Annotated in this window: 14 protein-coding genes; 7 read left to right on the top strand and 7 right to left on the bottom strand. The window is 35.0% G+C overall.

From position 1 onward, the window contains the following. Positions 1–165: 165 nt before the first annotated feature. From pyk to KQA_RS0215465, 5 genes are all read right to left on the bottom strand, one after another. Positions 166–1,596, bottom strand: a complete 1,431-nt coding sequence (gene pyk / locus KQA_RS0215485; protein ID WP_010182407.1) for a pyruvate kinase — start codon at positions 1,594–1,596, stop codon at positions 166–168. After that, positions 1,596–2,084: an IPExxxVDY family protein gene (locus KQA_RS0215480; RefSeq protein WP_010182406.1), complete on the bottom strand. Its 489-nt coding sequence runs from the start codon at positions 2,082–2,084 to the stop codon at positions 1,596–1,598. The genes pyk and KQA_RS0215480 overlap by 1 nt, the downstream gene beginning before the upstream one ends. Positions 2,085–2,188: 104 nt before the next feature. Next, complete coding sequence (gene rnc / locus KQA_RS0215475) at positions 2,189–2,926, bottom strand: ribonuclease III (protein ID WP_010182405.1); 738 nt, start codon at positions 2,924–2,926, stop codon at positions 2,189–2,191. Positions 2,927–2,933: 7 nt separating this feature from the next. After that, the gene (fabF, locus tag KQA_RS0215470) at positions 2,934–4,187 is read right to left on the bottom strand and encodes a beta-ketoacyl-ACP synthase II (RefSeq protein ID WP_010182404.1); all 1,254 of its coding nucleotides are present in this window, start codon (positions 4,185–4,187) and stop codon (positions 2,934–2,936) included. 22 nt (positions 4,188–4,209) lie between these two features. Then, positions 4,210–4,443, bottom strand: a complete 234-nt coding sequence (locus tag KQA_RS0215465; RefSeq protein WP_010182403.1) for an acyl carrier protein — start codon at positions 4,441–4,443, stop codon at positions 4,210–4,212. Between the two features lie 183 nt (positions 4,444–4,626). On the opposite strand from KQA_RS0215465, the gene purN reads away from it, so the two are divergent. Next, the gene (gene purN / locus KQA_RS0215460) at positions 4,627–5,202 is read left to right on the top strand and encodes a phosphoribosylglycinamide formyltransferase (RefSeq protein ID WP_010182402.1); all 576 of its coding nucleotides are present in this window, start codon (positions 4,627–4,629) and stop codon (positions 5,200–5,202) included. A gap of 2 nt (positions 5,203–5,204) precedes the next feature. Then, on the top strand, positions 5,205–5,837 hold the full coding sequence (locus KQA_RS0215455; RefSeq protein ID WP_029209622.1) for a ribonuclease H1 domain-containing protein: 633 nt from the start codon (positions 5,205–5,207) through the stop codon (positions 5,835–5,837). Positions 5,838–5,843: 6 nt separating this feature from the next. On the opposite strand, the gene KQA_RS0215450 is transcribed toward KQA_RS0215455, so the two are convergent. Further along, positions 5,844–6,347: a DUF456 domain-containing protein gene (locus KQA_RS0215450; protein ID WP_010182400.1), complete on the bottom strand. Its 504-nt coding sequence runs from the start codon at positions 6,345–6,347 to the stop codon at positions 5,844–5,846. A 410-nt stretch (positions 6,348–6,757) separates the two neighbouring features. On the opposite strand from KQA_RS0215450, the gene KQA_RS0215445 reads away from it, so the two are divergent. Further along, positions 6,758–7,237 (top strand): hypothetical protein, encoded by a 480-nt coding sequence (locus KQA_RS0215445; RefSeq protein WP_010182399.1) that lies wholly within the window; start codon positions 6,758–6,760, stop codon positions 7,235–7,237. 7 nt (positions 7,238–7,244) lie between these two features. Next, on the top strand, positions 7,245–7,799 hold the full coding sequence (gene ruvC / locus KQA_RS0215440; protein WP_010182398.1) for a crossover junction endodeoxyribonuclease RuvC: 555 nt from the start codon (positions 7,245–7,247) through the stop codon (positions 7,797–7,799). A gap of 3 nt (positions 7,800–7,802) precedes the next feature. On the opposite strand, the gene KQA_RS0215435 is transcribed toward ruvC, so the two are convergent. Next, positions 7,803–8,249 (bottom strand): GNAT family N-acetyltransferase, encoded by a 447-nt coding sequence (locus KQA_RS0215435; RefSeq protein WP_010182396.1) that lies wholly within the window; start codon positions 8,247–8,249, stop codon positions 7,803–7,805. Between the two features lie 148 nt (positions 8,250–8,397). On the opposite strand from KQA_RS0215435, the gene mfd reads away from it, so the two are divergent. From mfd to KQA_RS0215420, 3 genes are read left to right on the top strand one after another with little or no spacing between them, the layout of a single operon-like run. Then, positions 8,398–11,742 carry a transcription-repair coupling factor gene (gene mfd, locus KQA_RS0215430; protein WP_029209621.1) on the top strand — a complete coding sequence of 1,115 codons (3,345 nt, stop codon included), beginning with the start codon at positions 8,398–8,400 and terminating at the stop codon, positions 11,740–11,742. A 41-nt stretch (positions 11,743–11,783) separates the two neighbouring features. Then, the gene (locus tag KQA_RS0215425) at positions 11,784–13,067 is read left to right on the top strand and encodes a glycoside hydrolase family 117 protein (RefSeq protein WP_010182394.1); all 1,284 of its coding nucleotides are present in this window, start codon (positions 11,784–11,786) and stop codon (positions 13,065–13,067) included. Between the two features lie 24 nt (positions 13,068–13,091). Then, positions 13,092–13,994 (top strand): histone deacetylase family protein, encoded by a 903-nt coding sequence (locus KQA_RS0215420; RefSeq protein WP_010182393.1) that lies wholly within the window; start codon positions 13,092–13,094, stop codon positions 13,992–13,994. Positions 13,995–14,059: the final 65 nt, after the last annotated feature.

Below are 14,059 nucleotides of genomic sequence, written 5' to 3'. Positions count from 1 at the left end.
TAGAGTAGATGATTTTGGCATCCTTAAATATACGAAATATTTATATTAAAAGCGTATAATACGTAATGCGGGTTAAAAATAAGAAGTTACAAATAGTTGTAAAAAAACCTCGATTAAAATTTAATCGAGGTTTTTTTTATGATAATTATATGTGATAAATTAAAATTACAGTTGTGTAACTTTAAGTGTATTTACATTACCTTTTTCAGCTAAAGGAGTAGCAACAAGGTTGATTATTCGGTCGCCTTTACTAACAAACTCTCTTTGTATTGCTAAAGCATTTACTTCGGCAATTGAAATATCGGTATTAGCAGTAGGGTTGTCATAATAAAAAGCCTTTACTCCCCATAAAAGGTTAAGTTGAGCTAAAATTCTGCGATTATTAGAGTATACCAAAATGTGTGAACTTGGTCTCCAAGCAGAAATTTGATACGCTGTATATCCTGAATTAGTTATTGTTGAAATTGCTCCAGCTTTAATATCGTTAGCCATATGCGCCGCATGGTAGCATACAGAGTGTGTTATAAAACGAGAGTCGTTATCCGTAGGGTGTGTAGCGGGAACAGAAATCAAAGGAGAATTTTCTACACTAAGAATAATGTTACGCATCGTTTGAATAACTTGAACAGGATATTGTCCTACAGACGTTTCTCCAGAAAGCATAACAGCATCGGCACCATCCATAATAGAGTTGGCAACATCATTTACTTCAGCACGTGTTGGAGTTAAACTATCAATCATAGTCTCCATCATTTGTGTTGCAATAATAACAGGTTTACGCGCTAATTTAGCTTTGTAAACTAACTCTTTTTGCACCAATGGTACTTCATGAGCAGGGATTTCAACACCTAGATCACCACGAGCTACCATTAATCCACCAGATACTTCTAAAATTTCATCAATATTAGCGACACCTTCTGGCTTTTCTATTTTTGAAATAATAGGGATTTCATATTCACTATGTTCCGCGATAAGGTCTTGTAATAATTTTACATCCTTAGCGTGACGCACAAATGAAAGTGCTAACCAATCCACACCTTGCTGACAAGCAAAAATGGCATCTTTAACATCTTTTTCTGTTAATGCAGGTAAGGAAATATCTGTGTTAGGAAGGTTAACTCCTTTTTTAGATTTGAAAGGTCCTCCTTGAGTAACTTTAGCAACAACTTTGTCTTCTCCATTTGTTGAAACTACTTCAAAGTGTACTTTACCATCATCAACTAATACGCGTTCGCCAGGTTTTACATCTTTAGGGAATTGTGTATAGTTCATGTAAGCTTTTGTTGCATTTCCAACAAAAGGTTCTCCTGTTTGAAATGTAACTTCGTCACCAACATTAACCACTGTGCCTTCTTCCATAACTCCAACACGAAGTTTAGGCCCTTGTAAATCAGCTAAAATTGCAGCGTGAAAACCATTGGCTTCATTTTGCTCTCTTACATATTTAATACGTCTTTCAACATCACCGTAATCAGCGTGCGAAAAATTGATTCTGAATACGTTTACTCCAGCAACTAAAAGATCATTGATTACTTCTCGGCTATCTGTAGCAGGTCCTAGTGTAGCAACAATTTTAGTCTTTTTACGTCCTTTCATTATTCAAATATTAGATTATTTTTAGATTTTATTGTTTCGTAATCAACCGCAAATGCAGTAATTACTTGTGTAATTTTTAAAATTTTAGAAATTAATAACTTCAATGAATAATTGAAATTATGAGTTTCTATTTTTAAAAAATAATCCACGCTTTTTAATTCGGGGATTAAATTTTTAGTTGTTTGTTGTGTGATGCTTTCTGCAAATAAGTCAGTGTTTTCAATACTAATTTCTTCGTAGATTAAGCATTTGTTTTTTACCAATGTAAAAGTGGTGTAATTTTGATCATCCTCAAAAACATATCGAGGGTATATCTCTATGTTTTTTGGAGTAAGTACTTCTACGTCATTTTTTACTCTGGAAAATTTAAGTTCCAATTGCCTATTCAATAAAAAAGCCATTTTATAAGATGGCAATGAGGCATGAATAGCACACAGATAAAAGGCATCAACTTCAAAACTGTCAAGCACTAATTTATTTATGGCCATTTTAAAAAATGTGATGTAATAAAACAGCGCACAAGATACAAAGAAAATAAAAGCTTTTGGTGATCTTTCAAGGAGAGAAATTTATTTATAACGTTTTCGTTGACTTAATTCTCAATTTTTTCTTGAAATGCAAAATAAGCGCGTTTCGATACTTTTTCTTCCGCTTTCTTCTTTGAAGTGGCTCTTGCTTTAGCAATAACTTTGTGGTTAACCCAAAGTTTTACCGCAAAATGACGTAATTCTTCTATGCCGTCATCTTCATATATTTCGTATTTGAAATTATGCTTCTTTTTTTGGAACCATTCAATAAGTAAACTTTTGTAGCTGATCACTTGACCTTCCAAGCTCTCGATATCAATATAAGGTCCAATTACGGCCGAATAGATAAATCTTTCACAAAATTCATAACCACGATCCAAATAAATAGCGCCAACTAAAGCTTCAAATATATTTCCGTGAATGTTAATTCCAAATTGTTCTGGAGGAATTTGAGTGCGCACATGGTCAATGAGTTTAAGGTCCTTACCAAGTTCATTTAAGTGTTTTCTACTTACTACTTTTGAACGCATTTTGGTAAGGTATCCTTCGTTACCTGAAGGGACCTCTTTGTATAAATAGGAAGCAATAACACTACTGAGCATGGAGTCGCCTAAAAATTCCAAACGCTCATAATTTTCGGGATTGCCAATGGTATTGCGTAAGCCTAAGGAGCGATGCGTAAAGGCAGTCTCATAAAATGAGATATCCTTGGGTTTAAAACCAAGCGTATCTTGTATAAAAAAAGAAAAATCCCCGTCCTTTGGTTTGGATCGGGAATTGAATATTTTTCGAATAAGCTTCATAAATGAATTACTCGTCTAATTTTTTTAATAACACACAGGCATTATGACCACCAAATCCGAAAGTATTACTCATGGCAATTTTGGCTTTACGTTTTTGTGCTTTGTTTAGTGTTAGGTTTAATTCTGGATCAATATTTTCGTCCGGAGTGGTGTGGTTAATAGTTGGAGGGACAATTCCGTGTTCCAAGGATAGGATGGAAGCAATTGCTTCAATCGCTCCAGCTGCACCTAATAAGTGACCGGTCATTGATTTAGTAGAATTGATATTGATGTTTTTGGCATGATCACCAAAAACTTTACCTATAGCTTTTAACTCAGCAACATCTCCTAAGGGGGTAGATGTTCCATGGGTGTTAATCAATTCAACCTCTTCAGGTGTAATACCTGCATTTTTTAAGCAATTTTCCATCACAGCTACAACACCAATTCCCTCTGGGTGTGGTGCGGTCATGTGGTAGGCATCAGATGATAAACCACCTCCAATTACTTCAGCATAAATTTTAGCACCTCGGGCTTTTGCATGTTCATACTCTTCAAGTACTAAAGCTCCAGCTCCTTCTCCTAAAACAAATCCATCTCGGTTAGCGTCAAAAGGTTTTGAGGCGCTAGCGGCGTTTTCGTTGTTAGTTGATAATGCATGTAAGGCGTTAAATCCTCCAACTCCAGATTGTATAACAGCGGCTTCACTACCTCCAGTAATAATTACATCACAGTGACCTAATCGGATGTAGTTTAAGGCGTCGATCATAGCATTGGCCGATGATGCACATGCAGAAACTGTAGTAAAGTTAGGACCCATAAATCCATTTTTGATGGAGATATGACCAGGGGCGATATCAGCAATCATTTTAGGGATGAAAAAGGGGTTGAAACGTGGTGTTCCATCCCCTTTAGTAAAGTCTCTTACTTCATTGTGAAAAGTTTCAATACCGCCAATGCCAGCTCCCCAAATAACACCTACTCGCGCTTTGTTAACACGTTCAAGGTCTAATTTAGAGTCGGCAATAGCTTCATCAGAAGCTACCATGGCGTATTGTGAAAACCTATCAAGTTTTCGTGCTTCTTTACGATGCATGAAGTCATTGATGTTAAAGTTTTTTATTTCACAGGCAAACTGAGTTTTAAATTTTGAAGCATCAAAATGTGTTATTGGTGCAGCTCCGCTTTTACCATTAATTAAACCATCCCAATATTCTTCAATATTATTACCAATTGGTGTCAATGCACCTAAACCTGTAACTACTACTCGCTTTAACTCCATACAATTTTTATGTAAAGATTACTTATTTTGCGTTCTCAATATACGATACTGCTTGACCAACTGTAGCAATGTTTTCAGCTTGATCGTCTGGAATTTGAATATCAAATTCTTTTTCGAATTCCATGATAAGCTCTACAGTGTCTAATGAATCAGCTCCAAGGTCGTTAGTGAAGCTTGCGTCTGTTACAACTTCGTTTTCGTCAACACCTAATTTGTCAACGATTATCGCCTTTACTCTTGATGCAATGTCTGACATAATTTCTAATTTTAAATTTTAGTTTAGGTCGCAAAAATATAAAACTTTACATTAAAACAACGTAAACATAAAAAAATGTGATTTTTAATTTTTCAAAAATACGCGATCTATTTAATTTTACACGTATTAATTAAGGGTTTTATTGGAATATTCCATTCGTTACCTACCAACTACTATACCACAATGAAACGTATTGTTATTTTTGCTTCGGGCTCTGGATCTAATGCTGAAAACATTATTAACTATTTTAAAGTTAATAATTTAGCTGAAGTTACCCATGTTTTTTCAAATAAATTAAATGCAAAAGTGCTTCAGCGTGCAGCTAAACATAAAATAAAGGCGTTGCACTTTGATCGTGAATCTTTTTACACTACCCATGAGGTACTTCATATAGTCAAAGATGCCGATCCAGATTTAATTGTATTGGCCGGTTTTTTATGGAAATTTCCCGATAATATTATTGAAGCTTATCCTAATAAGGTGATTAATATTCATCCCGCTTTATTACCTAAATACGGCGGTAAAGGGATGTATGGTAAGCATGTACACAAAGCTGTAGTGGATAACAAAGAAAAAGAAACAGGTATTACTATTCATTATGTAAATGAGCATTATGATGAAGGGGGAATTATTTTTCAAGCAAGCACATCATTATCTTCATTAGATACCCCCGATGATGTAGCTGCTAAGGTACATGAACTGGAATATGCTCATTTTCCTAAAGTGATTGAAAATTTATTATATCCAAAAGAAGATTAATTTTGGCGAAGAAAAAGTTTTACGTGGTATGGCAAGGTCATAAAGAAGGGATTTTTAGCAATTGGAATGCCTGTAAAAAATCCATTTCTAATTATCCGCAGGCACAGTATAAGTCTTTTTTAACTAAAGAAGAGGCCATAAAAGCCTTTGATGGTGTGTATGCGGATTACGTGGGGAAAAAAACAAGTAAACCAAAATTAAGTGCAGCGGAACTACAGAAAATAGGCGACCCTAATTTGTATTCCATAGCTGTAGATGCTGCCAGTAGTGGTAATCCCGGTAAAATGGAATATCGCGGGGTGGATACGCAAACTAAAAAACAGTTGTTTCATCAAGGGCCTTTTGAACAAGGGACTAATAATATTGGAGAGTTTTTGGCTTTAGTACATGGGTTAGCGTATTTAAAAAAGCATAATAGCGACCGTTTGCTTTATACTGATTCTAGAATTGCGATGGGATGGGTGCGTCAAAAAAAATGCAAAACTAAGTTGTCACTTAACGCGAAGAATAAAACCGTATTTGATTTAGTGGCTAGAGCCGAAAATTGGCTAAAAGCCAATACTTACACCACAATAATTGTAAAATGGGAAACCAAAGCCTGGGGTGAGATCCCTGCAGATTTTGGTAGGAAGTGATGAATATTAGTAACTAAATAATACTTCTTTAAATTCCCAAGTTTTAGCAATAAATAACCAGAAATAAATAATACTAACGATAAACTTCATTAATGATGAAGTTAAAAAACCAACCAGCGAACCAAAAGCAGCTTTTGTTGCAACTTTTGAATCTTGTTTATAAAGCATTTCGCCAATAAAGGCGCCTGCGAAAGGGCCAATAATAAAACCTAAAGGAATAGGGGTTATTAACCCAACAATTAAGCCAAGAGTAGTTCCTATAACTCCGTATTTACTGCCTCCAAATTTTTTGGTGCCAATAGCTGGGATAAGGTAGTCTAATACTAATACAAGTATAGCTACGGCAAGTGTTATTCCCAAATAAGGGTAGTCAATAGGAATAGCTTTGGTAAGGTGGAGTAATAATAAGCCAAGCCAACTAATGGGTAAGCCGGGTAGCACAGGTAAAAAGCTTCCTAAAATTCCAATAAGTACACAAAGTAACCCCGTAAGTGTTAAAAAAATATCCATTAACTTTTTTTGTAATTAGTCTATTAGTAATTAAACCTAGAATCTATAATAGAAAATCTATTCTGTATCAAAATCTTCACAAACTAAAAGGCTTTTCTACACTTTTTAATTTGACTACAACGGTGCTATGCAAAAATTAAGCAAGCACTTGATTATATTGAACAATCAATACTCATAATGAAGCTCTATTATATAACTCATAGTAAAAGCTATGCTAAAATTGTTCCAAAAATAACTTTTGTTAAGTTAAAGATAGCTATTAGTTTGAATTTGAATGTGTTTTGAGGTAAATAAGTATTGCTTGTATTTTGGTTAAATTGCTTATTATTAGTTATTTATATGGATAATTATTAGGTGGGTTTGTACATAAATAAAAAATAGACGTAGTTTGCATTGCTTAAAGGAAGTTCATGTGTAAAAATAGAATCATATTAATACTACTAACTACAGGTTTGTGTAGTTGTAATTATTTTGATTTTAAAAAGAAAGATCGGCATGTGATCGCGAAGCAGCAATTAAAGGAAATAAAAGCTCGCCCATTAGATACTTATCCGTTGTTAGAGGTCTGTGAAACTGAAACAAAAATAGCCTCTAAAAAATGTTTCGAAGAACAAATTACTAGTCATATTCTTGGTTATTTTGAAGAAGAATATATAGTAGAGGAAAGTGTAGAAAAAGATACACTCTGGGTAAAAATAGCAGTAAGTAAAAAAGGAGACTTAATCTTAAAATCGGCGACAAATGCTTCGGATTATGCTAACTTTGAATTTATAAAAGAAAAGTTGGAGCAAGCTCTTTTTGATGTGTCACCAATACAACCAGCCATTGTTCATGGAGTTAAGGTGGCGTCAGTATTTCAACTTCCTTTAATTATTGATAATAATAAGTAGCTATTTATTGAAAACCGAACGTATTATATTAGGTATTGATCCAGGAACTACCATTATGGGATTTGGAGTGATTAAGGTAATCCATAAAAAAATGGAGTTTGTACAATTGAATGAACTTCAATTGACAAAATATACGGATCATTACCTTAAATTAAAAAAAATATTTGAACGTACCATAGAGTTAATTGATACGTATAACCCGGACGAAATAGCTATTGAGGCTCCTTTTTTTGGTAAAAACGTGCAGTCCATGTTAAAATTAGGGCGTGCGCAAGGGGTGGCTATGGCAGCAGGCTTGAGTAGAGAGGTGCCGATAACGGAGTACCTGCCCAAAAAAATAAAAATGGCAGTAACCGGTAATGGTAATGCGAGTAAAGAGCAAGTAGCAAAAATGTTACAGCAAATGCTAAAATTGAAAAGCTTGCCCAAAAATTTGGATTCAACCGATGGTTTGGCAGCCGCAGTATGCCATTTTTACAATTCATCTGGAGTGACTACTCAAAAAAGTTATTCGGGCTGGGATGCTTTTGTAAAACAAAACGAGCATCGGGTAAAAAAATAAGTGTCAAATTTTTTTAGACATTAGGTAATGTGTGCCTACACCTGGAATATCAAAAGGATCTCCTGTAATAAAAAATGCGTTTTTTTCATAAAATGCTACAGCTACTTTTCGTGCATTACACCATATTAGATCAATACTTTGTTCTTTTAATAGGTCTTGACCTTTTTTGACAAGTAATTCACCAATTCCGTTGCCTTGGAAATTGGTTAAAACGGCCATACCTCTTAATTGATATTGATTTTTTTGTTTAAAAAGTTTATGATGTTGTTGCATATAAGTAACAACGCCAACTAGTTGGTTGTTGTGAAATGCACCTAAATGTAGTGTCGATGATAATTCGTCGCCTTTAAAAATGCAACTGGAAACAGGTAGTCCAGCTCTTAACATAGGCTGGCGTACTGGTATGGTTTCTTCTGCTAAAATAGGCGTAATATGTGTCTGCTGTATCATATTTCTAAAGGCAAATGAAAATAAAGTTTAATTTAATAAAGTTTAGGGGTTTTGAGAGGTAATTTAATTCGGAACTTTTAACAATTGTATTTAGAGTCATGCTTACTATAAAATAAGCGAATCAGTATATTTGTTAAAAATTTCACCTTTGGATAATAAAAGTATTGCTACACTTTTGAAGCAATCCAAGCTTCAAGAAAAATTTAATACAGCTTTAGCGGCTTCAAAGAATGTTCATGCTAAAGGTATTGTAGGTTCGTATTTGTCATTTTTAGTTTCAGATAGTTTTTTAGATATAAAAAAAACACATGTGCTCATTTGTAATGACAAAGAGGAAGCTGCTTACTATTTAAATGATTTGGAAGTTGTTTTAGGTAAGAAAAACTTGTTGTTTTATCCTGGGAGTTATCGTAGGCCTTATCAAATAGAAGAGGTAGATAACGCAAATGTGCTGCAGCGAGCAGAAGTATTGAATAGGGTAAACAATAAAAAAAAGCCATTGGTATTGGTAACCTATCCCGATGCGCTTTTTGAAAAAGTAGTCACCAAAAAGGCTATTGAAAAGAATACATTAAAAATCAAAAACGGGGACCAACTCAGTATTGATTTTGTGAATGAAGTATTGTTTGAGTATGAGTTTCATCGGGTGGATTTTGTAGCCGAACCGGGGGAGTTTTCGGTTAGAGGTGGTATTGTAGATGTGTTTTCATTTAGCCACGATGAGCCTTATCGTATTGAGTTTTTTGGAGATGAGGTGGATAGTATTCGAACCTTTGATGTGGCTTCGCAGCTTTCGACAGATAAAGTAAATAAAATTACAATTATTCCAAATATTGAGCACAAAACACAGGTAGAGAGTCGTGTGCCATTCTTTGAATCGATATCACGAGAAAGTGTTATTATTACTCAAAATTTGGAATTACTATATGATCGGGTGGATTCGCTTTTCGCGAAAGCAAAAATAGCTTTTGAAAAACTAGATAGTGAAATTAAACGAGGCACTCCCGAAGAATTATTTTGTCAAGCTCAGTTGATCAAAGATCAACTTTATGCCTTTCAGCATGTACAATTGGGCGGCGTGTTTTCCAAAATTAATACAAAGGATGTGGCTGTTATTAATTTTAATAACAAACCACAACCGTCATTTAATAAGCAGTTCGAATTGCTTATCGAAAATTTGAATGAAAATCATACCAAAGGCTATACCAATATTATTTGTTGCGTAAGTGAACAACAGGCCAAGCGATTTCATGATATTTTTGAAGATATGGAGCAGGAGGTGCATTACCAAACTACGGTACTTTCATTATACCAAGGTTTTGTGGATGAAACAACCCAGTTGGTCTGTTATACCGATCATCAGATTTTTGAGCGGTATCATAAATTTAACCTTAAAAATGGCTTTGCTAAAAAGCAAGCAATTACCATAAAGGAATTAACTAGTCTAGAAATTGGCGATTATGTCACGCATATTGATCATGGAATAGGCAAATTTGCTGGACTCCAAAAAATTGATGTGGATGGCAGAAAGCAAGAGGCCATCAAATTAATATATGGAGAGCGCGATATATTGTATTTGAGTATACATGCTTTGCATAAAATTTCGAAGTTTAATGGCAAAGATGGCAAGGTTCCAGTAGTTCATAAGTTGGGTTCAAAAGCTTGGAAAACCTTAAAAAATAAAACAAAAGCCAGAGTAAAACACATCGCCTATAATTTAATTCAATTATATGCAAAGCGAAGGCTCCAGAAAGGCTTTCAATACGCACCAGATAGTTATTTGCAACACGAGTTAGAAGCTTCATTTTTATATGAAGATACTCCAGATCAAAGTACAGCCACTGCAGCTGTTAAAGCGGATATGGAAGGGGAGCAGCCCATGGATCGTTTAGTGTGTGGTGATGTTGGTTTTGGGAAAACCGAAGTAGCAGTAAGAGCAGCGTTTAAAGCGGTTGATAATGGAAAACAAGTAGCTATTTTGGTACCGACAACCGTATTGGCATTTCAGCACTATAAAACATTTAGTGAGCGATTAAAAGATTTTCCAGTAACGGTCGATTATTTGAATCGATTCCGCACGGCTAAACAGAAAAGAGAAACCTTAGAAAAATTAGCGAAAGGACATGTTGATATTGTTATAGGAACACATCAATTAGCCAGTAAAAACGTAAAATTTAAAGATTTAGGTTTGCTAATTATTGATGAAGAACAAAAATTTGGAGTAGCCGTAAAAGATAAGCTAAAAACGATAAAAGCCAATGTGGATACCTTAACGTTAACGGCAACACCTATTCCTAGGACCTTGCAATTTAGTTTAATGGCAGCACGTGATTTGTCAACTATTGCTACACCTCCTCCTAATAGATACCCCATTGAAACCGAAGTAATTCGTTTTAATGAGGAAACTATTCGCGATGCCGTTTCCTATGAAATTCAACGTGGCGGTCAGGTATTTTTTATTCATAATCGTGTTCAAAATATAAAGGAAGTTGCCGGGATGATTCAGCGTTTGGTTCCAGATGCCAAAGTGGCTGTAGGTCATGGGCAAATGGAAGGGAAGCAGTTGGAAAAATTGATGTTGGACTTTATGGAAGGTGCTTTTGATGTGTTGGTTTCTACCACGATTATTGAAAGTGGCTTGGATGTGTCAAATGCCAATACCATTTTTATTAATAATGCCAATAATTTCGGAATTTCGGATTTACATCAAATGCGAGGTCGCGTAGGGCGAAGTAATAAAAAAGCTTTCTGTTACTTTATTACACCTCCATACAGCGCGATGACCGAAGATGCACGTAAGCGAATTACTGCTTTGGTACAATTTTCGGAATTGGGGAGCGGAATTCAAATAGCCATGAAGGATTTAGAAATTCGAGGTGCTGGTGATTTGTTGGGAGGAGAACAAAGTGGGTTTATTAATGAGATTGGGTTTGATACTTATCAGAAAATTTTAAATGAAGCCATAGAGGAACTTAAAGAAAATGAGTTTAAAGACTTGTACAAGGATGAGCAAAAAGAAAAAGTATTCTTAAAGGATACGCAGATTGATACCGATTTTTCATTGTTATTTCCCGATGATTATATCAATAGTATTTCGGAACGTTTGAGCTTGTATACGGATTTAAATAAATTAAAGACCGAAGAGGAATTGGTGCTTTTTGAAAAAGATTTAGTGGATCGATTTGGAGCACTTCCCGCTCAAGCGGAAGATTTATTAAATAGTGTGCGTTTAAAATGGATGGCCACACGAATTGGTCTTGAAAAAATTGTGCTTAAACAAGATAAGTTGATTGGGTATTTTATTAGTGATCAACAGTCTGATTTTTACCAGAGTGCTATTTTTAATAAAGTATTACATGCTGTACAACAAAACCCATCGGAGGTTAAAATGAAAGAAAAACAAACTCGAAATGGATTGCGTTTATTGCTCACTTTTGAGGAAATAAAAACACTCGAAGATGCCTTGCTTAAAATGAGTTTGTTTCAAAAATAATTGTGTAAGTTTAAGCATCTATTATCGAAAATAAATTAGTTATGATTAAGCTATTTAAGGGCGCAGGGATTGGTTGTTTTTTAGTCATGTTTTTTTGTCAAAATATAGGGCTTGCTCAAGAAAAAAAGCAAGAGACCAAAGCCTTTCCTTTTATTTTTCCAAAAGAAAAACCAAATAGGCCACTTAGCGCGTCTATGGAACGTAATTATGACATGTATGCAGCGCCAAGGCCAGAGCATAATGATTTTTTTACACGATTTAAATATACGGAGCTAAAGGGATTTGATAATAATAATGGGGATGGTACCATTACCCGTCGTGATCCTTCAAAAGTTATTTTTGAAAATGGGAAGTACTATGTATGGTACACTAAGCGAGACACACCTTTACCACCCCGAGGTGCTGCAAAAAGTACGGATGTAATTCCTTCGGCTGATTGGGATTTATGTGATATATGGTATGCAACCAGCACAGATGGATTTACTTGGAAAGAAGAAGGAGTGGCTATAAAAAGGCCTGCAAAACCAAATGTAGGTTGGCGTTCGGTGAGTACAACAGATATTTTAAAATGGAAGGGTAAATTTTATTTGTATTATCAAGGTTTTATGGAAACCAGTGGTAAGCGTGGTGATGATTGTCCGGTAACTGTTTCGTATGCAGATTCGCCCGATGGTCCTTGGACAGCGACTCATAAATTGGTTATTCCCAATGGAGCCAAAGGCGAATGGGATCAATATTCTATTCATGATCCTTATCCGTTAGTGCATAATGGAAAAATTTATATGTATTACAAATCTGATTTTGATGGAAATCCAAACTTGATTAGAATGCAAGGTTTAGCTATTGCAGATGATCCCTTAGGGCCATTTAAAAAACATCCACTTAATCCAGTTATTGCGGGGGGGCACGAAACAACACTATTTCCATATAAAACGGGAATAGCAGCATTGGTAATAAAGGATGGAAATGAGCATTATACCGTACAATATGCCGAAGATGGTGTGAATTTTCATATAAAATCTATTGTAGGTCTAATGCCAGTAGCTGCAGGGCCCTTTGTTCCTGATGCCTTTACAGATACTAAGGATGGAAAGGGAATTACATGGGGGCTTTCGCATTTTAATTGGGTAAATGGACCAGATAGAGTACATGCGATACTTACACGTTTTGATTGTGATTTAAGTCAAGAGATTGATGACCCTGTAATGAAAAAAACGGGAATTTATCATGCGCCAGATGTACATTACAGACAAGGTTTAAATTTGAGACAGCGTGAGCGTATTGCAAAAATGAACCAAAAACTCCTAGAGGGTGCTGGTAAATAACCTTAAATTCATTAAAAAAATAATTTGCTAAAAATAGCTTTTCATCCATGTTATGAGCATCCATTGAAAAAGGGACATCGTTTTCCAATGGAAAAATATGATTTACTACCTAAGCAATTATTACATGAGGGTACCTGTACAGTTGATAATTTTTTTGAACCCAAAATAGTTGCTGAAACAGATGTGTTGCGCGTACATACAGAGGAATACTTTTTTAATTTAAGGGCATTAAATTTACCAAAAAGTGAGGTGAGAGCTATTGGTTTTCCATTGTCTGAAACATTGGTTAATCGAGAATTAATAATTACACAAGGTAGCATTGATGCTTGTAAATATGCCATAACAAATGGGATTGCTATGAATATAGCAGGAGGGACGCATCATGCTTTTTCTAATAGGGGCGAGGCCTTTTGTTTGTTGAATGATCAAGCAGTTGCTGCAGCTTATTTATTACACCATAAACTAGCTAAAAAGATATTAATTGTAGACTTAGATGTGCACCAAGGGAATGGGACAGCAGAAATATTTAAGCATAATTCAAAGGTGTTTACCTTCTCCATGCATGGAGAAAAAAATTATCCGTTCCGAAAAGAAATTTCAGATTTAGATATAGCCTTGCCAAATGGAACTGATGATCAATCTTATCTGAGTGTATTAAAAAGAACATTACCTAAACTTTTTAAACAAGAGCAACCCGATTTTGTGTTTTATTTATCTGGAGTTGATATTTTAGTGAGTGATAAATTAGGCAAATTATCCTGTTCGTTAGCGGGATGTATGGAGCGCGATCGTTATGTGTTGGAATTTTTTTATGCCAATAGTATTCCTGTAATGTGCTCAATGGGAGGAGGCTACTCTCCCGATATAAAAACCATTATTGAGGCTCATGCCAATACTTTTCGTATAGCCAATAATTTGATTGATTAGTTTTTTTAATAGGAACTGCTATTTAAAGAATTGTTCGATTGAAATCCTTTTTATTTGGTTGTTGT

Origin of the sequence: Aquimarina agarilytica ZC1 (assembly GCF_000255455.1) — a bacterium.
GTDB lineage: Bacteria > Bacteroidota > Bacteroidia > Flavobacteriales > Flavobacteriaceae > Aquimarina > Aquimarina agarilytica.
The sequence above is the reverse complement of the archived record's forward strand: the minus strand, read 5'-3'. Positions and strand labels throughout refer to the sequence as shown.